The 22,225-nt window shown below is 72.3% G+C and carries 21 protein-coding genes and 1 tRNA gene; 5 read left to right on the top strand and 17 right to left on the bottom strand.

Annotated features, from left to right (window positions below; translation table 11 throughout):
* The first annotated feature begins 213 nt into the window (after positions 1-213).
* Both galE and galK read left to right on the top strand, forming a co-directional pair.
* Positions 214-1,143 (top strand): UDP-glucose 4-epimerase GalE, encoded by a 930-nt coding sequence (gene galE, locus GA0070560_RS05675; protein ID WP_245675406.1) that lies wholly within the window; start codon positions 214-216, stop codon positions 1,141-1,143.
* Positions 1,140-2,297, top strand: coding sequence for a galactokinase (gene galK / locus GA0070560_RS05670; RefSeq protein WP_091292218.1), 1,158 nt, complete (start codon positions 1,140-1,142; stop codon positions 2,295-2,297). Before galE ends, galK begins: the two co-directional genes overlap by 4 nt.
* 185 nt (positions 2,298-2,482) lie before the next feature.
* Here galK and cysN read toward each other — a convergent pair whose 3' ends face one another.
* From cysN to GA0070560_RS05625, 9 genes are all read right to left on the bottom strand, one after another.
* Positions 2,483-3,811: a sulfate adenylyltransferase subunit CysN gene (gene cysN / locus GA0070560_RS05665; RefSeq protein WP_091292215.1), complete on the bottom strand. Its 1,329-nt coding sequence runs from the start codon at positions 3,809-3,811 to the stop codon at positions 2,483-2,485.
* The gene (gene cysD, locus GA0070560_RS05660; RefSeq protein WP_091292212.1) at positions 3,811-4,725 is read right to left on the bottom strand and encodes a sulfate adenylyltransferase subunit CysD; all 915 of its coding nucleotides are present in this window, start codon (positions 4,723-4,725) and stop codon (positions 3,811-3,813) included. Before cysD ends, cysN begins: the two co-directional genes overlap by 1 nt.
* Positions 4,726-4,804: 79 nt before the next feature.
* Complete coding sequence (locus tag GA0070560_RS05655) at positions 4,805-5,623, bottom strand: 3'(2'),5'-bisphosphate nucleotidase CysQ (protein WP_091292209.1); 819 nt, start codon at positions 5,621-5,623, stop codon at positions 4,805-4,807.
* Positions 5,624-5,741: 118 nt separating this feature from the next.
* The gene (gene pth / locus GA0070560_RS05650; RefSeq protein ID WP_091292207.1) at positions 5,742-6,332 is read right to left on the bottom strand and encodes an aminoacyl-tRNA hydrolase; all 591 of its coding nucleotides are present in this window, start codon (positions 6,330-6,332) and stop codon (positions 5,742-5,744) included.
* Between the two features lie 94 nt (positions 6,333-6,426).
* Positions 6,427-7,134, bottom strand: coding sequence for a 50S ribosomal protein L25/general stress protein Ctc (locus GA0070560_RS05645; RefSeq protein WP_091292204.1), 708 nt, complete (start codon positions 7,132-7,134; stop codon positions 6,427-6,429).
* A gap of 285 nt (positions 7,135-7,419) precedes the next feature.
* On the bottom strand, positions 7,420-8,400 hold the full coding sequence (locus GA0070560_RS05640) for a ribose-phosphate diphosphokinase (protein WP_091292202.1): 981 nt from the start codon (positions 8,398-8,400) through the stop codon (positions 7,420-7,422).
* Positions 8,401-8,453: 53 nt separating this feature from the next.
* Positions 8,454-9,977, bottom strand: a complete 1,524-nt coding sequence (gene glmU / locus GA0070560_RS05635) for a bifunctional UDP-N-acetylglucosamine diphosphorylase/glucosamine-1-phosphate N-acetyltransferase GlmU (RefSeq protein WP_091292199.1) — start codon at positions 9,975-9,977, stop codon at positions 8,454-8,456.
* A 73-nt stretch (positions 9,978-10,050) separates the two neighbouring features.
* A tRNA-Gln gene (locus GA0070560_RS05630) sits at positions 10,051-10,121 on the bottom strand.
* 47 nt (positions 10,122-10,168) lie between these two features.
* A complete protein-coding gene (locus GA0070560_RS05625; RefSeq protein WP_245675378.1) occupies positions 10,169-10,813 on the bottom strand; it encodes a resolvase in 645 nt (214 codons plus the stop codon).
* Positions 10,814-11,175: 362 nt separating this feature from the next.
* On the opposite strand from GA0070560_RS05625, the gene GA0070560_RS05620 reads away from it, so the two are divergent.
* Positions 11,176-11,847 (top strand): TetR/AcrR family transcriptional regulator, encoded by a 672-nt coding sequence (locus tag GA0070560_RS05620; RefSeq protein ID WP_091292959.1) that lies wholly within the window; start codon positions 11,176-11,178, stop codon positions 11,845-11,847.
* 9 nt (positions 11,848-11,856) lie between these two features.
* On the opposite strand, the gene GA0070560_RS05615 is transcribed toward GA0070560_RS05620, so the two are convergent.
* The 7 genes from GA0070560_RS05615 to GA0070560_RS05590 all read right to left on the bottom strand — a co-directional run bounded on the left by GA0070560_RS05615 (position 11,857) and on the right by GA0070560_RS05590 (position 18,057).
* On the bottom strand, positions 11,857-12,333 hold the full coding sequence (locus tag GA0070560_RS05615) for a DUF4383 domain-containing protein (protein WP_091292196.1): 477 nt from the start codon (positions 12,331-12,333) through the stop codon (positions 11,857-11,859).
* Between the two features lie 170 nt (positions 12,334-12,503).
* On the bottom strand, positions 12,504-12,959 hold the full coding sequence (locus tag GA0070560_RS05610; protein ID WP_091292193.1) for a DUF4383 domain-containing protein: 456 nt from the start codon (positions 12,957-12,959) through the stop codon (positions 12,504-12,506).
* Positions 12,960-13,070: 111 nt separating this feature from the next.
* A complete protein-coding gene (locus GA0070560_RS05605) occupies positions 13,071-14,870 on the bottom strand; it encodes an ABC-F family ATP-binding cassette domain-containing protein (protein ID WP_091292956.1) in 1,800 nt (599 codons plus the stop codon).
* Between the two features lie 264 nt (positions 14,871-15,134).
* Entirely contained in the window at positions 15,135-16,091 is a 957-nt protein-coding gene (locus GA0070560_RS05600) for a 4-(cytidine 5'-diphospho)-2-C-methyl-D-erythritol kinase (protein ID WP_091292191.1), read from the bottom strand.
* Positions 16,088-16,213, bottom strand: a complete 126-nt coding sequence (locus GA0070560_RS29750) for a hypothetical protein (protein ID WP_281183663.1) — start codon at positions 16,211-16,213, stop codon at positions 16,088-16,090. Before GA0070560_RS29750 ends, GA0070560_RS05600 begins: the two co-directional genes overlap by 4 nt.
* Before the next feature lie 9 nt (positions 16,214-16,222).
* Complete coding sequence (gene rsmA / locus GA0070560_RS05595) at positions 16,223-17,092, bottom strand: 16S rRNA (adenine(1518)-N(6)/adenine(1519)-N(6))-dimethyltransferase RsmA (RefSeq protein WP_091292189.1); 870 nt, start codon at positions 17,090-17,092, stop codon at positions 16,223-16,225.
* A gap of 32 nt (positions 17,093-17,124) precedes the next feature.
* Positions 17,125-18,057 carry a TatD family hydrolase gene (locus tag GA0070560_RS05590; protein ID WP_091292187.1) on the bottom strand — a complete coding sequence of 311 codons (933 nt, stop codon included), beginning with the start codon at positions 18,055-18,057 and terminating at the stop codon, positions 17,125-17,127.
* A gap of 82 nt (positions 18,058-18,139) precedes the next feature.
* Between GA0070560_RS05590 and GA0070560_RS05585 the strand changes: the two genes are divergently transcribed.
* Complete coding sequence (locus GA0070560_RS05585; RefSeq protein ID WP_091292185.1) at positions 18,140-19,366, top strand: hypothetical protein; 1,227 nt, start codon at positions 18,140-18,142, stop codon at positions 19,364-19,366.
* Between the two features lie 55 nt (positions 19,367-19,421).
* Positions 19,422-20,273, top strand: coding sequence for an alpha/beta fold hydrolase (locus tag GA0070560_RS05580; RefSeq protein ID WP_091292183.1), 852 nt, complete (start codon positions 19,422-19,424; stop codon positions 20,271-20,273).
* A gap of 51 nt (positions 20,274-20,324) precedes the next feature.
* On the opposite strand, the gene metG is transcribed toward GA0070560_RS05580, so the two are convergent.
* Positions 20,325-22,145 (bottom strand): methionine--tRNA ligase, encoded by a 1,821-nt coding sequence (gene metG / locus GA0070560_RS05575; protein ID WP_091292180.1) that lies wholly within the window; start codon positions 22,143-22,145, stop codon positions 20,325-20,327.
* Positions 22,146-22,225 lie beyond the last annotated feature (80 nt).

The raw sequence follows: 22,225 nt of genomic DNA, 5'->3' as shown, positions 1-22,225 counted from the left end.
CCGTCCGCGCCGCACGACGCCACATGTTCGTATCTGTTCAGTCGTGAAGGTTTATGATGGAATGGCAGCCCAGGTCGACGCCGGGCGCGGGCCCCACGTACGGCCGTAGGGTGATCACGAACGGCCGTGGCGGGACACGGCCAGGCAGGGAGGACCCACGTGAAACTGCTCGTCACCGGCGGCGCCGGCTTCATCGGCAGCGTGGTGACCCGGATGCTGCTGGACAACGGCCACGACGTGACGGTCCTGGACGACCTGCGCACCGGGCACCGCGAGGCGCTCGCCCCGGAGGCCACCCACGTCGACCTGCCGGTCCACGAGGCGGCCCGGGTGCTCACCCCCGAGGCCGGCTTCGACGGGGTGCTGCACTTCGCCGCGCTGATCGCCGCCGGCGAGTCGATGGTGAAGCCGGAGCTGTACTGGCACGCCAACACGGTCAGCTCGATCGCCCTGATCGACGCGGTCCGCGCGGCCGGCGTGCCCCGGCTGGTCTTCTCCTCCACCGCCGCCGTCTACGGCAACCCGGCCGAGCTGCCCATCCCGGAGACCGCGGTCAAGGCCCCCACCAACACGTACGGGGCCACCAAGCTCGCCGTCGACATGGCGCTCACCTCCGAGGCGGTCGCGCACGACCTGGCCGCCGTCTCACTGCGCTACTTCAACGTCGCCGGGGCGTACCTGCACGGCGACGTCGCGATCGGCGAGCGGCACGACCCGGAGACACACCTGATCCCGATCGCGCTGGAGGTCGCCGCCGGCCGGCGGGAGAAGCTCCAACTCTTCGGCGACGACTACCCGACCGTCGACGGCACCTGCGTACGCGACTACATCCACGTCGAGGACCTGGCCCGCGCCCACCTGCTGGCGCTGACCGCCGCCGTCGCGGGCCGGCACCGGATCTACAACCTCGGCAACGGCAACGGCTTCACCAACCGGCAGGTGGTCGACGTGGTCCGCGAGGTCACCGGCCGGCCGCTGCCGGTCGAGATGGCGCCGCGCCGCGAGGGCGACCCCGCCGAACTGGTCGCCTCCTCCGCGCTGGCCCGCGAGGAGCTGGGCTGGACGCCGGAGAAGCCGACCCTGCACGACATGGTCGGCGACGCCTGGGCCTTCTACCGCACCCACCTCCTGGAGCAGCGGTGACCGACGTCGCGGCCCGCGCCACCGCCGGCTTCCGGTCGGCGTACGGGCAGGAGCCGGCGGGCCGCTGGGCGGCTCCCGGCCGGGCCAACCTGATCGGCGAGCACACCGACTACAACGACGGCTTCGTGCTCCCCTTCGCCCTGTCGCTGCGGACCGTCGTCGCCGCGTCCGTACAGCCGGGTGAGCGTTGGACGGCCTGGTCGGAGACCACGGGCCAGCCGGTGGAATTCGGCGCGGCCGAGGCCGACGAGCCCGGCCGGGTCACCGGCTGGGGCGCGTACGTCGCCGGGGTCGTCTGGGCGCTGCGCGATGCCGGGTACGCCGTGCCCGGCGCACGCCTGGCGATCGCCTCGGACGTGCCGCTCGGCTCCGGGCTCTCCTCCTCGGCCGCGCTGGAGGCGGCGGTGCTCGCCGCCCTGGTCGACCTCGGCGGGCTGGACCTGCCCGCCGAGCGGCAGCCCCGGCTGGCCCAGCGCGCCGAGAACTCCTACGTCGGCGCGCCGACCGGAATCATGGACCAGTCCGCGGTGATCCGCTGCCGGGAGGGGCACGCGCTCTTCCTGGACTGCCGTACCGAGGCCATCGAGCACATCCCGTTCGACCTGGACGCCGCCGGCCTGGCCATGCTGGTCGTCGACAGCCGGGCCCCGCACCGGCACGCCGACGGCGAGTACGCCTCCCGGCGCAAGTCCTGCGAGGCGGCGGCGTCCGTGCTGGGCGTGCCGGCGCTGCGCGACGTGACCGTCGCCGGCCTCGCCCCGGCGCTCGGCCGGCTGCCCGACGACGAGACACGCCGTCGGGTCCGGCACGTGGTCACCGAGGACCAGCGGGTCCTCGACACCGTCGAGCTGCTGCGCGCCGGCCGGGTACGCGAGATCGGCCCGCTGCTCACCGCCTCGCACGCCTCGATGCGGGACGACTTCGAGATCACCGTGCCGGAGATCGACACCGCGGTCGAGGCGGCGCTGGCGACCGGGGCGCTCGGTGCCCGGATGACCGGCGGCGGTTTCGGTGGCTGCGTCCTCGCCCTGGTCGAGGCGGTCTCCGCCACCACGGTCGCCGACGCCGTCACCCGCGCGTACGCCGAACGCGGCTTCACCGCCCCCGCCACGTTCGCCGTCCTGCCGGCGGCCGGCGCCACCCGCCTGGCCTGAACGACCCCGGTGCCTGAACCGCTCATCGGCCGACGGGCCGCCCCGCGAGGCGACACCCCGCACGAAGATCGTGCTCGAACACGGAAAGAGTGGCATCCCTGCTCGGGGATACCACTCTTTCCGTGATCGAGCGTCACATGCAGGGCGGGCATGCCGCCCCCGACGCGTCGGGACCGGCGGGGTGGTCAGGTGGCGTCGACGATCATCGCGGCGCCGACGGTGCGGTTGGTGGTCTCGTCGATGATCACGAAACCGCCGGTGGTGCGGTTGCGGCGGTACTCGTCGGCCAGCAGCGGCACCGTCGTGCGCAGCCGGACCCGGCCGATCTCGTTGAGCTTCAGCTCGCCGGCCGACTCGTCCCGGTGCAGCGTGTTGATGTCCAGCCGGTAGTGCAGCGCCCGCACGATCGCCCGCGCGGACCGGGTCGTGTGCTTGATCGCGTACTTGCCGCCGATCTGCAGCGGTCGGGTCTCGTCCATCCAGCAGACCATCGCCTCGATGTCCTGCGACACCGCCGGGGCGTTGTTCGGCCGGCAGATCAGGTCGCCGCGCGAGATGTCGATCTCGTCTTCCAGCCGTACGGTCACCGACATCGGCGGGAACGCCTCGGCCACCGGGCCGTCCGCCGTCTCCACCGAGGAGATCCGGCTGGTGAAGCCGGACGGGAGCACCATCACCTCGTCGCCCGGCTTGAGCACACCCGAGGCGACCTGGCCGGCGTAACCCCGATAGTCGGTGACGGTGGTGGACTGCGGGCGGATGACGTACTGCACCGGGAAACGGACGTCGACCAGGTTGCGGTCGCTGGCGATGTGCACCCGCTCCAGGTGGTGCAGCAACGACGGCCCCTCGTACCAGGGCATGCTCGCCGACCGGGAGACGATGTTGTCGCCCTTGAGCGCGGAGATCGGCACCACGGTCAGGTCCGGCACGTCGAGCTTCGCGGCGAACGCGGTGAACTCGTCGGCGATCCGCTCGAAGACCTCCTGCGAGTAGTCGACCAGGTCCATCTTGTTGACGCAGAGGACCAGGTGCGGCACCCGCAGCAGCGAGCAGAGGAAGGCGTGCCGACGGGACTGCTCCACCAGGCCCTTGCGGGCGTCCACCAGGATCAGCGCCAGGTCGGCGGTGGAGGCGCCGGTGACCATGTTCCGGGTGTACTGGATGTGCCCGGGGGTGTCGGCGATGATGAACTTCCGCCGCGGCGTGGCGAAGTAGCGGTACGCCACGTCGATGGTGATGCCCTGCTCCCGCTCCGCGCGCAGGCCGTCGGTGAGCAGCGCCAGGTTGGTGTACTCGTCGCCGCGGGCCGCGCTGACCGCCTCCACGGCGGCGAGCTGGTCGGTGAAGAGCGACTTGGTGTCGTACAACAGCCGGCCGATCAGGGTCGACTTGCCGTCGTCCACGCTGCCGGCGGTGGCGAAGCGGAGCAGGTCCATCGGCCGGGCCTCCGGCCCGGCCCCGGTGGCGGCCCGGCTCTCCGCCGCGCCCGCGGCGATCGTCTCGGCGCTCATCAGAAGTAGCCCTCCCGCTTGCGGTCCTCCATAGCGGCCTCGCTGACCCGGTCGTCACCACGGGTCGCGCCGCGCTCGGTGATCCGGGTGGCGGCCACCTCCTCGATCACCTTCTCCACCGTGTCGGCGTCCGACCGGACGGCCGCCGTGCAGGAGGCGTCGCCCACGGTGCGGTACCGCACCCGGGCCTTGAACCGCTCCTCGCCCGCGCGGGGGCGGAGGAACTCGTTGACCGCGTAGAGCATGTCGTCCCGTTCGACCACCTCGCGCTCGTGCGCGTAGTAGATCGACGGCAGCGGGATGCGCTCGCGGGCGATGTAGTGCCAGACGTCCAGCTCGGTCCAGTTGGACAGTGGGAAGACCCGAATCGACTCGCCCGGGTGGTGCCGTCCGTTGTAGAGCGACCACAGCTCCGGCCGCTGGTTCTTCGGGTCCCACTGGCCGAACTCGTCGCGGAAGCTGAACACCCGCTCCTTGGCCCGGGCCTTCTCCTCGTCGCGCCGGGCGCCGCCGAAGAGCGCGTCGAAGCGGTGCTTCTCCACCGCGTCCAGCAGCACCGGGGTCTGGATCCGGTTGCGTGTCCCGTCGGCCGACTCGCGCACCATCCCGCCGGCCAGGGCCTCGGGTACGCTCGCCACGATCAGGTGCAGGCCCAGCTCGGCGACCCGCTGGTCGCGGTACTCCAGCACCTCGGGGAAGTTGTGCCCGGTGTCCACGTGCATGACGGGGAACGGGATGTTGGCCGGCGCGAACGCCTTCTGGGCCAACCGGAGCATGACGATGGAGTCCTTGCCGCCGGAGAAGAGCAGCACGGGGCGCTCCATCTCCGCGACCACCTCGCGCATCACGAAGATGCTCTCCGCCTCGAGCGCGTCGAGGTGGGACACCTGGTAGAAGCGGGCGGGGGCGGTCATGACATGGTCTCGCTCGGCGTGGATCCGCTCATGGGTTCCGGACCTTTCCGGTCGGATATCTCAAGAACAAGCGCTCAGGCTACCCGGAATGTCTCTGCAGCGCTGCAAGCAACCGAGTGGCGAGATCCTTGCGACAGACCAGCAGGTCCGGCAGGCGCGGATCCGCCTCGTTGTATTTCAGCGCAGAACCGTCGATCCGGGAAGCGTGCAGTCCGGTGGCCGTCGCCACAGCCACCGGCGCGGCCGAGTCCCACTCGTACTGGCCGCCCGCGTGGATGTAGGCGTCCACCTCACCGGTGACCACCGCGGCGATCTTCGCGCCGGCCGAGCCCATCGGCACCAGGTGCGCGCCCACGTCCTCGGCCAGATCGGTCAGGAAGACCGGCGGCCGGCTCCGGCTCGCCGCCAGCCGCAGCGTCCGCCCGCCACCCGAGGTCGCCGCCTCCAGCGTCATCGGTGGGTACGCCGGCGGGTGGTCCGTGCCCAGCACCCGGTGCTGCGCCGGCAACCCCACCGCGCCGGCCACCAGACCGTGCCCCGTCGGCGCGTTGCGCGCCCAGAGCGCCACGTGCACCGCCCAGTCCGCGCGCCCCTGCTCGGAGAACTCCCGGGTGCCGTCCAGCGGGTCGACGATCCACACCCGGTCCGCGGACAGCCGGGACACCACCCCGGCGCTCACCTCAGCCGCCCAGGCCAGCCGCGAACCCTCGTCCTCCTCGGAGAGGACCGCGTCACCCGGACGCCATCGCGCCAACTCGGTGCGGATCAGGTCGTGCGAGACCTTGTCCCCCGCCGACTTCAACGCGCCCGGATCCTCGAACCCCATCTCGGAACGCAACGCCAGCAGCGCCTGCCCGGCCCGCGCCGCCAGCCACCGGGCGAACGCGCCGTCGATCATCGGAGGACTGCCCACACCACGCTCCCGTCGCCTCGCGCGGCCCACGTCGCCGGACGCGCCACGTCAGAAGGCGCAGACTACCGGCCCCGCACGCACCCCGGTCGGGTACGCCCCCGCGTCACGCCCCGTGGTACGCGTTCTGGGTCGGCTCCACGCCCTTGGTGACCACCGACTCCACCACGTCGGCCGCCCGGTCCACGAGGAACTCCAGCTCCTTGCGCTCCACAGTGCTGAAATCCGACAGCACGTAGTCCGCCGGGTCCTGCCGCCCCGGGGGCCGGCCGATGCCGAACCGGACCCGGACGTAGTCCTTCGTCCCCAGCGACTTCGACATCGAGCGCAGGCCGTTGTGCCCGCCCTCACCGCCGCCCAACTTGATCCGCAGCTGGCCGTACGGGATGTCCAGTTCGTCGTGCACGGCGATCACCCGGTCGGCGGGGATCTTGTGGAACTGGGCCAGCGCCACCACCGGCCCGCCGGAGAGGTTCATGTACGTCAACGGCCTGACCAGCACCAGCTTCGGCCCGCCGAAACCCAGCCGCCCCTCGGCGACCTCCGCCACCGCCCGCTTGTGCCGGCCGAACCTCGCGCCCAGTCGACCCGCCAGCAGGTCGGCCACCATGAACCCGACGTTGTGCCGGTTGCCGGCGTACTCCCGCCCGGGGTTGCCCAGGCCGACCACCAGCCACGGCCCCGCCTCGTCCGTCACGTCCCGTCCCTCCCGGGGTCAAGCGTCCGTGTCCCGATACGCCGACAGGCGCCCCCGACGGTGCGGGGACGCCTGTCGCAACGCTGCGGACCGATCAGGCCTCGGTCTTCGCCTCGGCGGTCTCCTCGCCACCCGCGGCGGCCGGCTCGCCGGCCTCGGCACCCTCGGACGACTCGGCGGTCTCCTCGCCGACGCCGGCCTCGACCTCCTCGTCGGCGGTCTCGACCTCGGGCAGGGTCGCCTCGAGCTGCTCGGCGGTCGGCGCGGCGGTCACCGAGGCGACCGTCTGCTCCGCGTCGGCGGCCAGCTCGACGCCGGCCGGCAGCTCCACGTCGGCGGCGGTGACCTGGTTGCCGGCCTCCAGGCCCTCGATCGAGGCCTCCAGGTGGTCCGGAACCTTGGTGGCGTCCGCGGTCACCGACAGGGTGTCGTGGTCGTGCACGATCAGGGTGTCCTTGGCGGCCTCACCGGTCAGCTGGACCGGGACCTCGACGGTGACCTTCTCGCCCCGGCGGACCAGCAGCAGGTCGACGTGCTCGAAGGTGTCCCGGATCGGGTCACGCTGGATCGCCTTCGGCAGCGCCAGCACCTGGGTGCCGTCGCTGACCTCGATCGCGAAGAGCTGGTTGGCCCCGCCCTTGCGGATCGCGGCGGCGAACTCACGGGCCGGAAGCGCGATGTGCTTCGGCTTCTCGCCGTGGCCGTACAGCACGGCGGGCACCTTGCCGGCCCGGCGGGTACGACGGGCACCACCCTTGCCGAACTCGGTACGGGGCTCGGCGCTGATCTTTACCTCGGACACGGGGAAACTCCTGATGCTTTCGCTGCGGCGGCTTGTCGACTGGCGGTGCTGGGCGAGGGGCTCGCTGGGGCTCATGCGTCATGACTGCCCGGAGCACCGCGTCGATGACGGTGCCTCCGTGCGGCGCCTCTCAGCGGCCCGCCGGGCACCCTCGCCGTGGCAACCGTGCCAGTCTACCCGAGCCGAATCCGAGGTTTCCGGCAGTCCCCTCTATCACCGTCCGGCCCCGCGCGCAGCGCGAAAACGCCAACGGCCGGGGCGCCCACGGCGCCCCGGCCGGCGGGGTCAGCTCAGGCCACCGAAGAGGGTGGTCACCGAACCGTCGTCGAAGACCTCCCGGATCGCCCGCGCCAGCAGCGGCGCGATCGACAGCACGGTGATCTTGTCGAGTTGCTTCTCCGGCGGCAGCGGCAGCGTGTTGGTCACCACGACCTCGCTGATCGGGCTGTTCTTCAGCCGCTCGGTCGCCGGGTCCGACAGCAGCGCGTGGGTGGAGGCCACCACGATCTCCGCCGCGCCCGACTGCTTGAGGATGTCAGCGGCCTTGCTGATCGTGCCACCGGTGTCGATCATGTCGTCGACGATCAGGCAGACCCGACCCTCGACCTCACCGACCACCCGGTTCGCCACCACCTGGTTGGGCTTGAGCGGGTCCCGGGTCTTGTGGATGAACGCCAGCGGGCAGCCGCCCAGCCGGTCCGTCCACCGCTCGGCCACCCGTACCCGGCCCGAGTCCGGGGCCACCACCGTCATCGGCCGGCCGTCGAACTTGTGCTGCACGTACTCGGCCAGCACGTCCATCGCGAAGAGGTGGTCCACCGGGCCGTCGAAGAAGCCCTGGATCTGCGCGGTGTGCAGGTCGACCGTGAGGATGCGGTTCGCGCCCGCCGTCTTCAGCAGGTCCGCGATCAGCCGGGCCGAGATCGGCTCCCGGCCGCGGTGCTTCTTGTCCTGCCGCGAGTACGGGTAGAACGGCAGGACCACGGTGATCCGCTTGGCCGAACCGCGCTTCAACGCGTCGATCATGATCAGGGTCTCCATGACCCAGGTGTTGACGCCGTGCGTGACGGACTGCACCACGAAGGCGTCCGAACCACGCACCGAGTCCTTGAACCGCACGAAGATCTCGCCGTTGGCGAACTCGTACGCGTCGGAAGGCGTCGGCGCGACGCCGAGCACCTCACCGATCTCCTTCGCCAGCTCCGGAAAGCCACGTCCGGAGAAGAGCATCAGGCTCTTGCGGTTTTCGGCGACGATGCTGCCCATGGGCCCGTCTGCTCCCGTTGCTCGGTGGTGCCCGGCGGCGGTGTGGCCGGGGACTATTCGGTTGCAGTATCCCCCGCGGACGACGGCCCACCCACGGTCTCCGCGCCCTCGTGGATTGCCTCACCTTCCCTTGCGGCCGACGCGTCCCCCGGCGCACTCTGCGCCCGCTGGGCCGCGGCCGCCGAGGCCGTGCCCGGCCGCTTGCGCGCCACCCAGCCCTCGATGCTGCGCTGCGGCGCCCGGGTCACCCCGAGCGCGCCCGCCGGCACGTTCTGCGAGATCGCGCTGCCCGCCGCCACGTACGCCCCCGGGCCCACCTCGACCGGGGCGATCAGGCTGGTGTCGCACCCGATGAAGGCCGCCTCACCGACCGTCGTACGGTGCTTGTTCACTCCGTCGTAGTTCACGAAGATCGTCGCCGCGCCGATGTTCGCCCTCGCGCCGATCGTCGCGTCACCCACGTACGACAGGTGCGGCACCTTCGCGCCCGCGCCCACCTCGGAGTTCTTCACCTCGACGAACGTGCCGACCTTCGCCTTCTCGGCCAACTTCGCCGCCGGCCGCAGGTACGCGTACGGCCCGACGCTCGCGCCCGGCCCCACCTCGGCGCTCACCGCGTGGCTGCGCAGCACGGTCGACGCCGCGCCCACCACCGTGTCCACCAGCGTGACGTCCGGCCCGACGACCGCCTCCGCGCCCACCACCGTCGTCCCGCGCAGCTGCGTGTTCTGGTCGATCACCGCGTCCCGATCGACGGTGGCGGTGACGTCGATCCAGGTGGTCTCCGGGTCCAGGATGCTCACGCCGGTCCGCATCCACGCCTCGTTGACCCGGTCGCGCAGCAGCCGGCGCAGGGCGGCCAACTCCACCCGGTCGTTGCAGCCCAGCGTCTCGACGTGGTCCGCCGCGACGTGCACCCCCACCGGCTCACCCGCCGAGACGAGCAGCCCGAAGACGTCGGTGAGGTACTCCTCGCCCTGGTCGTTGTCCGTGGAGAGCTTGCCCAGCGCGTCCCGCAGCCGGGCCACGTCGAAGGCGTAGATGCCGGCGTTGATCTCCCGCAGCGCACGCTGGGCGGGGCTGGCGTCCCGCTCCTCGACGATCTGCTCCAGCCGGCCGTCGGCGTCGCGCACGATCCGGCCCAGGCCGGTCGGGTCCGGCACCTCGGCGGCGAGCACGGTCGCCGCCGCGCCATCGCCCTCGTGCGCCTGCACCAGCGCCGCGACCGTCTCGGGGCGCAGCAGCGGGACGTCCCCGTTGATCACGACCACCGTGCCGCAGACCTCGGGCACCGCGTCCAGCGCGATCCGCACCGCGTGACCGGTGCCGAGCTGCTCGGCCTGGAGGACGGCGGCGGCGTCCGGGGCGATCTCGGCCAGGTGCGCCCGGACCTGCTCGGCGCCGTGGCCCACCACGACCACCGTGCGGTCCGCGGCCAACGGTGCCGCCGCGGCCAGCACGTGTCCGAGCAGCGTACGGCCGAGCAGCGGGTGCAGCACCTTGGGCAGCGCCGACTTCATCCGCTTGCCCTCACCGGCGGCGAGCACGACGACGGTACGGAGGTGGGGCTGGGGCACGACGTGGCTCCCGTCGGGAAGGCGACACTCTCGCGGCCATGCTAACCAGACATCACCCGGCGATCAGCAGAAGCTCCCGGGAGAGGACTCGAACCCCTACAATCAGGACCAAAACCTGACGTCCTGCCATTAGACGACCCGGGACGGTCTAGAACGCTCAAAACACTGTCGCGCCTGAACTCCACTACACCTTAGCGTCCCACCCGGCCCACGCCATCACTCATTCCCTTCATGATCCCTTCGATGGCCCAGTACATCCGGCGGGAGTCGGGCACCGAGACGACCAGGCAGCCGTGGTAGCCGTCGCCGATGTTGTGCCGGACCGTGGCGGGCCGGTGCCTCTTGAGGGAGGTGCGCTGGAACGCCTCCACGGCGACGCCGACCTGCCGAGCCCACCAGCGAACCGCCGCGTTCGCGTCGGCCGTCTCGTGGATGCACACCCGGAACCGCAGCCCCCCGCGTGGCACGCCCAACTCCTCGACGAAGCGCACGAAGAGGTCGATGAGCACCGGATCGCTGTTGGTGAACCGGACCCGGCAGTCGTGGGGTCGCCAGGGCTTCGCCTTGACCCCTTCGGCCCAGTAGAGGGCGGCCCCGACCAGGAGCAACTCCCGACCGTCCAGCCGGGACACCCATGCGGCGCCGAACTCGGCCAGCTCCGCCCGCGCGGCGTCCCGGGCCTGGCGGTGCGCGGCCCACTGCGCGTCCGTCATCACCTTCGAGTGCGCGCGGCGCCGCTCCCGTTCGGCCGCACCGTCGCGGTCCAGCGGCAGGTGCCGTACCCACAGGTAAGCGGTCGACTTCGCCACGCCGAGCCGGTCGGCTATCGCACCCACCGACAGACCCTCGCCACGCAACGCTACCGCCGCCACCCGCAACTCGTCCTTGGCCCTCGGACGCCGCGTCCACGCGGGCGGGGGCACCCCGCGCAGCAACTCCCTGCACCCGGTTGCGCCCCAGCCCCGTCCGAGCCCGGATCTGCGCCACGGAGAGCCCTTCCTCTACGCGCAACCGCCGCACCTCACCCGCCGTGACGTCAGTCATGACCGAACGTTAGAACGGAGGTACGACACCGGCGGGAAACCCGACGGTGGATTCGGAGCGGGCCTGGCAGGATGGCCGGGTGACCGAGGAAGACGGGCACGACGGCAGGAACATCCCACGACAGGGCGTCACCGAGCGCCGGCGAGGTGACGAGATGACGGACGAGGGCGCGGGTCGGCGTCGGGCGGTGCCGGCGGCGGCGAAGCCGGCGTCCCGGGTGCGGATGTCCGCAGCCCAGCGGCGCGAGCAGTTGATTTCGATCGGCCGGCAGGTCTTCGCCGAGAAGGGCTTCGACGCCACCTCGATCGAGGAGGTGGCGTCCCGGGCCAAGGTTTCCAAGCCGGTGGTCTACGAGCACTTCGGCGGCAAGGAAGGGCTGTACGCGGTGGTGGTCGACCGCGAGGTGCGGGCCCTGCTGGACCGGATCACCACCGCGCTGACCGCCGGGCATCCGCACGAGTTGCTGGAGCAGGCGGCGCTGGCCCTGCTGACGTACATCGAGGAGGAGACGCCCGGGTTCCGGGTGCTGGTCCGCGAGTCGCCGCTGATGTCGGCGACGGGGAACTTCAGCAGCGTGATGAACGACGTCGGGCACCAGGTGGAGCACATCCTGGGCGCGGAGTTCTCCAGCCGGGGGTACGACCCGAAGCTGGCCGAGCTCTACTCGCAGGCACTGGTGGGGATGGTCGCGTTGACCGGCCGCTGGTGGTTGGAGGTGCGCAAGCCGCGCAAGGAGACGGTGGCCGCGCATCTGGTCAACCTGGCCTGGAACGGGTTGTCGCACCTGGAGGCGACGCCGGGCCTGATCACCCGGAAGCGGGCCTGACCTGGCCGGTCAGCGGGCGCCTGCCTCGGAGACGGGATGGTGCCGCTTGCGTCGTTCCTCCTCGGCGTGCTCGTCGGTGCCGACCTTGTCGTAGAGGCCGGTGCCGAGCAGGAGCAGGCCGAAGAGCATCGACACGATGACGGTCGACATCGAGAAGTTGAGGAAGTTCGCCGAGGTCTGCAGCACGGACATCATCAGGATGCTGGTGACCAGGAAGACCGCCCCGGCGGTCAGGTTCATGTAGTGGCCGAGGTTGCCGCGTCGGGACGCGCCGACGATCAGCACGATCCCGAAGGCCACGGAGGCCAGCGAGAACGCCAGGTTGGTGCGGAGCCCGAGGACCCAGTTGCTGCCCCGGTCGAAGAGGGGGTCGCCCCAGGTCTGGAAGACGCCCCAGACCCCGAAGACGAGGATGTAGAGGCCCACGAGCCCGGCGAGGACCCGGTAGAGCGGGCGCGCCGGATGGTTCACCGGAAAATGCACCATGGCTCCTTCTCCATCCAGGTATGACAGATCCAGGAGGATTGTCCCTCGTCCGGCGGCCGCTGTCCGCCGAACCGCCGCCCCCGTCGGACACGAAAATCCCGCCCCGCCGGGCGGCAGGCGCCACGGGCGGAGCGGGATCACGACGGTCGTCGCCGGAGCGCGACCGGGGATCAGAGGACCAGGCGGGCCTTCTGCCAGGCTTCCTTCTCCTCGTCGGTGCCGACCTTGCTGTACATGCCGACCATCAGCAGGACGAGGCTGAGGGTCAGCACCACGATGTCGGTGAGGATGGTGAAGTTGAAGATGTTGGCGTCGGTCCGGAGGAACGCCAGCTCCGCCAGGCCGAGCACCAACAGGGCGTACGCCAGGAACTGGTTGATCGCCACGTCGAGGTTGCGACCGATCGCGGTGCCGGCCAGGACGGCGATGCCGATCACGATGCTGAGCAGCGCGAACCCGAGGTTCGTGCCCTGCCCGAGGACCTTGGTGTCGTCCTGGGCGAAGATGTCGCTGCCGGCGCTCGCGATGAGGCCGAGCACACCGAAGACCACGAAGTACAGACCAACGAGCCCGCCGATCGCCCGGTAGATCGGCCGCGCGGGGTGGTTGACGGGGGTATGGGCCATGTCTGAGTCTCCAACGCGTTCGGATGAGAGGTCGTCGACGATTGTCCCGCACACCGGAATGTGACGCCGCACACGGCCCCCGTCCGTCGCCGGAGGGGGCGCGAGGCGCGGTCAGAGCGGTGGGATCTCGTCGGCCAGGGTGAGCCAGGTCTCCTCGGTCCGTTCCCGCTCGGCGCGTACCTCCTTGAGCTGCGCGTCGAGCTCGGCGACCTTGCCGTAGTCGGTGGCGTGGGCGGCGAGCTGGTCGAGCAGCGTCGCCTCCTTCTGCTCCAGCTTGCCGATCTGCCGTTCCAGCCGGGTCAGCTCCTTGCGGGCCTGCCGGGCCTCGGCGGCGGACATCCCGGCAGTGGCCGCCGGGACCGGGGCCGGTCCGGTGTCGGCCTTCGCCGGGGCGGTCGCGCCGGCCGCCCGGGCGAGGTACTCGTCGACGCCGCCGGGCAGGTGCACCAGCCGGCCGTCGCCGAACATCCCGTACGCGGTGTCGGTGACCCGTTCGATCAGGTAGCGGTCGTGGCTGGCCACGACGATGGTGCCGGGCCAGGAGTCGAGCAGGTCCTCCAGCGAGGCGAGGGTGTCGGTGTCCAGGTCGTTGGTGGGCTCGTCGAAGAGGAGCACGTTGGGTTCGCCGGCGAGCAGCCGCAACATCTGCAGGCGGCGGCGCTCACCGCCGGAGAGGTCGCTGACCGGGGTCCAGAGCCGTCGGTCGTCGAAGCCGAAGACCTCGGCGAGCTGGGCCGCGGAGATCTCCCGGTCTCCGAGCTGCACCCGGCGGGCGACCTCCTCGACGGCTTCGAGGACCCGCAGGTGGCCGGGGAGTTCGGCCAGTTCCTGGGAGAGGAACGCGGGGCGGACGGTCGAGCCGGTGCGCAGGCTCCCGCCGTCGGGGCGGGTGACCCCGGCCAGCATGCGCAGCAGGGTGGTCTTGCCGGCGCCGTTACGGCCGAGGATGGCGATCCGGTCGCCGGGGCCGACCTGCCAGGTGACGTCGTGCAGGATCTCCTTGGGGCCGGCGTGCAGGGTGACCTGCTCCAGGTCGTACACCTGCTTGCCGAGCCGGGCGGTGGCCATCCGTTGCAGCGACATGGTGTCGCGCGGCGGTGGGACGTCGGCGATGAGCGCGTTGGCCGCGTCGATCCGGAACCGCGGCTTGGAGGTGCGGGCGGGCGGGCCCCGGCGCAGCCAGGCGATCTCCTTGCGGAGCAGGTTCTGCCGGCGGGCCTCGGTGGCGGCAGCGACCCGTTCCCGCTCGGCGCGGGCCAGGGTCCAGGCGGCGAAGCCACCCTCGTACGCCCGGACGGTCTGGTCGGCGACCTCCCAGGTGGTGGTGCAGACCGCGTCGAGGAACCACCGGTCGTGGGTGACCACGACCAGGGCGCCCTTGCGGCCGACCAGGTGCTTCGCCAGCCAGTCGACGCCGCCGACGTCGAGGTGGTTGGTGGGCTCGTCGAGGATCAGCAGGTCGGCCTCGCGGACCAGCAGCGCGGCCAGCGCGACGCGGCGGCGCTCGCCACCGGACATCGGGCCGACCGGCTGGTCGAGGCCGAGGTGGGGCATGCCGAGGCCGTCGAGGATGGCCCGCACGCCCGCGTCGCCGGCCCATTCGTGCTCGGCGCCCATGCTCTGACCTAGCCACGCGGTGCCGAGGACGACGTCGCGGACGGTGGCCTCGGGGGCGAGCTGGAGGGACTGCGGCAGCCAGGCGACGCGCAGGTCGCGGCGGTGGGTGACCCGGCCGTCGTCCGGCTCCTCCTGCTTGGTGAGCAGCCGCAGCAGGGTGGACTTGCCGGCCCCGTTGAGGCCGACCACGCCGATCCGGTCGGCGTCGTCGAGGCCGAGCGAGACGTCGGTGAGCAGCGGCCCGGCGGCGCCGTACCCCTTGGACACCCGGTCCAGGTTGACGATGTTGGCCACGACCTCACCTCCCATGATCAAGGCGTCCCGGTGCCGGCTGGCACCTCGGGACGCCTGGCCCTCCAGGGTACGCGGACGCGACCGGCGGGCGCGCACCACGCTCACCGCCGCCCCGCCGCATGATCCACTCCATGTCGCCGACGTGGCGGTGTCGATGACGCCGGAATGCCGCCATGTCGGGGAAACGGAGTGGATCATGCGGCGGGGCGGGCGGGCCGACGCGCATGCCGGCCCGGGCCGGTACCGGGTCAGGAGGCGCGACGGTCAGACGACGCGGGCCCCGGCGACCGGACCGTGGGCCACCCGCGCCTCCCGGCACACTCCGGCCGCCTCCACCTCACCGGCGATCCGCTCCGCGTCGGCGGCGCCGGCCGCGAGGAAGACGCAGGTCGGGCCGGAGCCGGAGACGATGCCGGCGAGCGCGCCGGCCGCCTCCCCGGCCTTGAGGGTGTCGGCGAGCGACGGGCGCATGGCCAGCGCGGCGTCCTGGAGGTCGTTGCCGAGGGCGGCGGCGAGCACCCGGGGGTCGCGCTGACGCAGCGCGGCGAGCAGCCCGTCGGTGCTGCCGAGCGGCTCACCGGCGCTGCCGGCGTCCCGCAGCCGGTCCAGCTCCCGGTAGGCGGCGGGGGTGGACAGGCCGCCGTCGGCGATGGCCACCACCCAGTGCCAGGAGGTGGGGCGGGCCAGCACCGGGCTGACCGCCTCGCCCCGGCCGGTGCCGAGCGCGGTGCCACCGTGGATCAGGAAGGGCACGTCGGAGCCGAGGTCGGCGGCGATGCCGGCCAGTTCGTCCCGGGACAGCCCTGTGCCCCAGAGGGCGTCGCAGGCGACCAGGGCGGCGGCCGCGTCGGCGCTGCCGCCCGCCAGCCCGCCGGCCAGCGGGATCTGCTTGCGCAGGTGCAGCCGGGCGTGCGGCATGACCCCGGCGTACCCGGCGAGGGCGTGGGCCGCCCGGATGGCCAGGTTGGAGTCGTCCAGGGCCAGCTCGCCGGCGCCCTCGCCCTCCATGGTCAGGGTGAGCGTGTCGCCCCGCCGGGCGGTGAGCTCGTCGTGGATGGAGATCGCGTGGTAGACGGTGTTCAGCTCGTGGTAGCCGTCGCGGCGCAGCGGTCCCACCCCGAGGTGCAGGTTGACCTTGGCGGGCACCCGGACCTTGACCGGGCCGCTGGCCCCGCGCCGCCGCTGCTCGTCCTCGTCGTCCGGTCGCCAGGCCTCGGTCACGGAGCGACGTCCCGCAGGCGCAGGCGGATGTCGAACGGCTCGGTCACGATCAGCTCCTCGGCGGGGTCGACGGCGCCGTCGACCGGGTCGTAGGCGTACAACGGTGGCCCCTGGGCGGGCACGGCGTCAGCCTACTGTGCGGCCGGGGTGGCGGTCGGGGCCGACGCGGCGATGGCGGTGAACTGCTCCACGGTGAGCGACTCCCCGCGTGCGCCGGGGTCCACGCCGGCGGCGGTGAGCGCCGCGGCGGCCCGGTCCGCGCCGCCGGCCCAGCCCGCCAGGGCGGCGCGCAGGGTCTTGCGACGCTGGGCGAACGCGGCGTCCACCACGGCGAAGACGGCCTGCCGGGCTACGTCGTCGCGGGGCGGCTCACGCCGGGTGAAGGCGACCAGGCCGGAGTCGACGTTCGGCACCGGCCAGAACACGTTCGGTGGCACCCGGCCGGCGGCACGGGCCCGGGAGTACCAGGCGAGCTTGACCGACGGGATGCCGTACACCTTGGAGCCGGGACCGGCGACGAGCCGGTCGGCGACCTCCTTCTGCACCATCACCAGGCCGTGGCGCAGCGTGGGCAGCTCGGCGAGCAGGTGCAGCACCACCGGCACGGCGACGTTGTACGGCAGGTTCGCCACCAGCGCGGTCGGCGCGGGCCCGGCCAGGTCGGCGGCGGTGACCCGCAGCGCGTCGGCGTGGTGCACGGTGAGCCGGTCGGCGTCCGCGCCGACGTGCCGGGCGGCGGTCTCCGGCAGCGCCCCGGCCAGCGTCGGGTCGATCTCCACGGCGTGCACGTGCGCGGCCACCGGCAGCAGGGCCAGGGTGAGCGAGCCGAGGCCGGGGCCGACCTCCAGCGCCACGTCGTCGGGGGTGAGCCCGGCGGCGGTGACGATCCGGCGGACCGTGTTCGGGTCGTGCACGAAGTTCTGGCCGAGTTTCTTGGTGGGGGCGACGCCCAGGCGGGCGGCGAGTTCCCGGATCTCCGCCGGGCCGAGGAGACCGGTCACGCCCCGTAGCGTAGCGGCGGGCTCCGGCCCGCTCACCACGGGCCGAAGACCCGGTCGCCGGTGGCGGAGACGGCCGCGCAGAGCTCGTCCAGGTCGGCTCCGGTGGTCGCGGCCAGGGACCGCACCGTCAGCGGGATCAGGTACGACGCGTTCGGTCGTCCCCGGTGCGGCATCGGGGTCAGGTACGGCGCGTCGGTCTCCACCAGGATCTGGTCGATCGGGGTGAGCGCGGCGGCCTCGCGCAGCGCACCGGCGCTGCCGAAGGTGACCGTGCCGGCGTAGCTGAGCAGGTAGCCGCGGCGCACGCACTCGGCGGCGAACTCGGCGTCGCCGGAGAAGCAGTGCAGCACCACGGTGTCCGGGGCGCCCTCGTCGTCGAGGATGCGCAGCACGTCGGCGTGCGCGTCGCGGTCGTGGACGACTAGCGCCTTGCCGTACCGCTTGGCGATGGCGACGTGCGCACGGAAGCTCTCCTCCTGCGCGGCCCGCCCCTCGTCCCCGGTACGGAAGAAGTCCATCCCGGTCTCGCCGATGCCGCGTACCCGGTCGTGGGCGGCGAGCGCCTCGATCTGGCGCAGCGCCTCGTCGAGGTCGGCCAGGCGGGGCGCCTCGTTCGGGTGCAGCGCCACGGTGGCCAGCACGGCCGGGTACCGCCCGGCGACCTCGGCGCCCCAGCGGGAGGAGTCGACGTCGACGCCGACCTGGACCAGCCGGTCCACGCCGACTGCGGCGGCCACCTCGATCGCGGCGGCGACCGGGTCGGCGGCGGTGCCGCCCGAGCCGTCTTCCGCTGGAGACCGCGGGGCTCGCAGGGGCACCCCGTATTCGCTGACCGTGATGTCGAGGTGGGTGTGACTGTCGAGCACGGGACGGGGCAACGGCTCCGGGGCGGGCGGGAACTCCCCGGCCCGCCGGGCGGCGCGCTGCTTGCGGGATTCGGTGCGCTCACTCATCGCGGCCAGCATCACACACCACCCCCGGGACCTGTCTTCGGGACGCCATCGACTGTTCACCGGTCCGGCATCAGTCACGCTTACCGTCTGCAGGATGACCGTCACCCCTCAGGCAAGCGGCATCGGACTGCGCGTGACGTACGAGGGCACGGCGTACCCGGCGGAGGAGATCGCCCGCGGTGCGGCGTACGAGTTGCTCAGCGCCGAGGAGGCGGCCGGCTTCGAGTGGGCGCCCCGCCCCGGGTCGGCGTTGCCCTGGCGCAGGTTCGTGCATGTGACCGAGGTCGGCGCGGTGCACGGGGCCACCGAGCCGGCCGAGGAGCCGGAGGCGCCGCTGCTGGCGCCGCTGCACCGGGAGCGCGGCTGGTCGTACGTGCAGCAGCTCAGCCAGCAGCCGGCGGCGGCCGGGGATCCGACGCTGACCGCGGTACGCGCCTCGGCGGTGGTGCGGCGGGGCACCCGGATGGTGAAGGTGCTCTCCGCCGAGCAGTTCGCCGGGGTGGTGCGGGGCCGGCTGCCGCACGGTTTCTGCTTCCGCGAGCACGACGTGGCGCACCTGCGTACCCCGTCCGGGCTGGCGGTGCTGGGCGGCGACGGCGGCGCTGCGGGCGACGTGGCGTACGCGCTGCGCTGGCGGGCCGCGGACCCGGCCGACTACGACGTGCCGGTCGGCCCGGCGCACCGCGGGCTGCTGGCGTTGCCGCCCCGCGACCGGCTGGGCCCGCCGGTGCTGGGCACCGGTTTCGTGCCGAGTACCGGGCAGCTGATCCCCGAGTTCGTCACCCGGGACTTCGCCGACCTGCCGCTGCCGGCGAACGCGACCCTGCTGGCGTACACCGCCGAGGGGGTGGAGGTGGTGCTCTACAGCTACCAGGCGGAGCAGCGGGGCTGGCTGCGCATGGTCGGCCCGCAGTGGCGGCACCTGCTGGCCGCCGTGCCGGGGCTCTCCCCCGACCAGGAGTACGTGCCCACCGCGGACGCGCCCCGCTCGACGCAGCTGGTCGGCGGCTACGCCGGCAGTGAGTACGAGGCGGTGGCGGACCTGCCGGGCGGGTTCCGGGTGCTGGCGATGACCCGGGCGGCCCGGTACCCGGTGGAGTCGGTGGGCCGTCGGCTGCGCTTCGCCCACTGGCGGGGCGCCCCCTGCCAGGTGTTGCGGGAGGAGCCGGGCTGGCTGCGGCTGCGGCTGTGCCGGCCGGACCCGGACGTGGTGCTCACGACCGGGGCGCAGTGCCAGGAGCGCGGCGTGTACGAGGTGTGGGCGCCGGGCGCGGAGGTCACCGACGACCGGGTGGTGGACGTGCCGTACCCGCTGGCATAAGCACGGGCGGGTCGGGAAAGCGCGCTCGTCCGAGACGCGACGACCGGGAGACCCGATGCCCTTCATCACCGTCGGCGCGGAGAACTCCGCGCCCATCGACCTGTACTACGAGGACCACGGCTCCGGGCAGCCGGTGGTGCTCATCCACGGCTTCCCGTTCAACGGGGCGACCTGGGAGAAGCAGTCCGGTCCGCTGCTGGAGGCCGGCTACCGGGTGATCACGTACGACCGGCGGGGCTTCGGCGCGTCCAGCCAGCCGGCCACGGGGTACGACTACGACACCTTCGCCGCCGACCTCGACATGATCATGACTGAGCTGGACCTGCGCAACGCGATCCTGATCGGGCACTCGATGGGCACCGGTGAGGTGACCCGCTACCTGGGCACGTACGGGTCGAACCGGGTGGACCGGGCGGTGCTGCTCGCGCCGCTGGCGCCGTTCCTGCTGAAGACGGCGGACAATCCCGAAGGCGTGGAGCAGAGCCTCTTCGACGGGTTCAAGCAGGCCATCCGGGACGACCGGTTCGCGTACCTCACCCAGTTCTGCCAGACCTTCTTCAACTGGGACGCCAACAAGGGGAAGCTGGTCAGCGAGGACGCCTTCCGGGCGCACTGGAACATCGGCGCGCAGGCGTCGGCGAAGGGGACGCTGGACTGCGTGGACGCCTGGTTGACGGACTTCCGCGGCGACCTGCCCCGGATCGACGTGCCGGTGCTGATCGTGCAGGGCGACCAGGACATGGTGCTGCCGTACCCGGTGACCGGTCAGCGGTTGCAGCCGATGCTGCCGACGGCGACGTCGGTGACGTTGAAGGGTGCCCCGCACGGCATTCCGTGGACCAACGCGGCCGAGGTGAACCAAGCGATCATGGATTTCGTCAGCGCCCCGGCGATGGCCCGGCGCTGAGACGCGCGCGGGGACGGGCGCGGCGGCGCCCGTCCCCGTCGTACGGCCGGGTCAGCCCGCCAGGCGGGCCAGTTCCTCGTCGACGATCGACGGGTCGAGCTTGCGGAAGACCGGCTTCGGCGCGGCGAGCGGCCGGCCCGCCTGGACCGGTACGGACTCCCAGCGCGCCCCGACCGTGTAGTCACCGGTCAGCACCGGGTACGCGGGCCCGCCGTCGAGGTCCTCGACCTCTTCGACGACCGGCATCGGCGCGTGCACGCCGGTGCCGCCGAGCAGCTCGTGCACCTGCTGCGCGGAGTGCGGCAGGAAGGGCGTGAGCAGCGTGTTGGCGTCGCTGACCACCTGGAGTGCGACGTGCAGGATGGTGCCCATCCGGGGCTTGTCGTCCTCCCCCTTGAGCTTCCACGGGGCCTGCTCGGAGAGGTACCGGTTGGCCTCGGCGACGACCTTCATCGCCTCGCCGATGGCCTGCTTCTGCCGGTGCCGGGCGATCAGGTCGCCGACGGTGGTGAAGCCGGCGCGGGCCACCGCGAGCAGCGCCTCGTCGGCCTCGGTGAGCCCGGCCGGGTCGACCGGGGGGATCGCGCCGAAGTTCTTCGCCGCCATCGAGATGGAGCGGTTGACCAGGTTGCCCCAGCCGGCGACCAGCTCGTCGTTGTTGCGGCGGAGGAACTCGGCCCAGGTGAAGTCGGTGTCGTTGCTCTCCGGGCCGGCCACGGCGATGAAGTAGCGCAGCGCGTCGGCGTCGTAGCGCTCCAGGAAGTCCCGGACGTAGATGACGACCTTGCGGGAGGAGGAGAACTTGCGCCCCTCCATGGTCAGGTACTCGCTGGAGACGACCTCGGTGGGGAGGTTGAGCCGGCCCAGTTCGCCCGGCTGGCCGTCGCGCGCGCCCTCGCCGGAGTAGCCGCCGAGCAGCGCCGGCCAGATCACCGAGTGGAAGACGATGTTGTCCTTGCCCATGAAGTAGTAGCCGAGGGCGTCACCGCCGGAGACGGCCGAGCCCTCGCCGCCCTTCGGATTCCAGTACTTGCGCCAGGCCTCCGGGTCGCCGGTGCGGCGGGCCCATTCGATGGACGCGGACAGGTAGCCGATGACCGCGTCGAACCAGACGTAGATCCGCTTGTCGGGGCGGTCCTGCCAGCCTTCGAGCGGGATCGGCACGCCCCATTCCAGGTCGCGGGTGATGGCCCGGGGCTGGAGGTCGTCGAGCAGGTTCCTCGAGAAGCGCAGCACGTTGGGGCGCCAGCCCTCCCGGGTGTCCAGCCACTGGCGCAACGCGTCGGCGAGGGCCGGCAGGTCGAGGAAGAAGTGCTCGGTCTCGACGAACTCCGGCGTCTCACCGTTGATCTTGGACTTGGGGTTGATCAGGTCGATCGGGTCGAGCTGGTTGCCGCAGTTGTCGCACTGGTCGCCGCGAGCGCTGTCGTAGCCGCAGATCGGGCAGGTGCCCTCGATGTAGCGGTCGGGCAGGGTCCGGCCGGTGGACGGGGAGATCGCGCCGGTGGTGACCTTCGGGACGATGTAGCCGTTGCGGTGCAGCCCCTGGAAGAGCTCCTGCACCACGGCGTAGTGGTTGCGGGTGGTGGTGCGGGTGAACAGGTCGTAGGAGAGGCCCAGCGCCTGGAGGTCCTCGGCGATCACCCGGTTGTACCGGTCGGCCAGCTCACGCGGCGTGACCCCCTCGGCGTCGGCCTGCACCTGGATCGGGGTGCCGTGCTCGTCGGTGCCGGAGACCATGAGCACGTCGTGGCCGGCCATCCGCATGTACCGGGCGAAGACGTCGGAGGGAACGCCGAATCCGGATACGTGGCCGATGTGGCGCGGGCCGTTGGCGTAGGGCCAGGCGACCGCGGCGAGAACGTGACTCATGACCAGCAAGCCTAGTGACCGGCTCCCGGTGCCCGCGAACCAATAGGGCACCCGCCACGCGCAGCGGCCCGCGACGCCTC

Origin of the sequence: Micromonospora halophytica (genome assembly GCF_900090245.1) — a bacterium.
Classification (GTDB): domain Bacteria; phylum Actinomycetota; class Actinomycetes; order Mycobacteriales; family Micromonosporaceae; genus Micromonospora; species Micromonospora halophytica.
The sequence above is the reverse complement of the archived record's forward strand: the minus strand, read 5'-3'. Positions and strand labels throughout refer to the sequence as shown.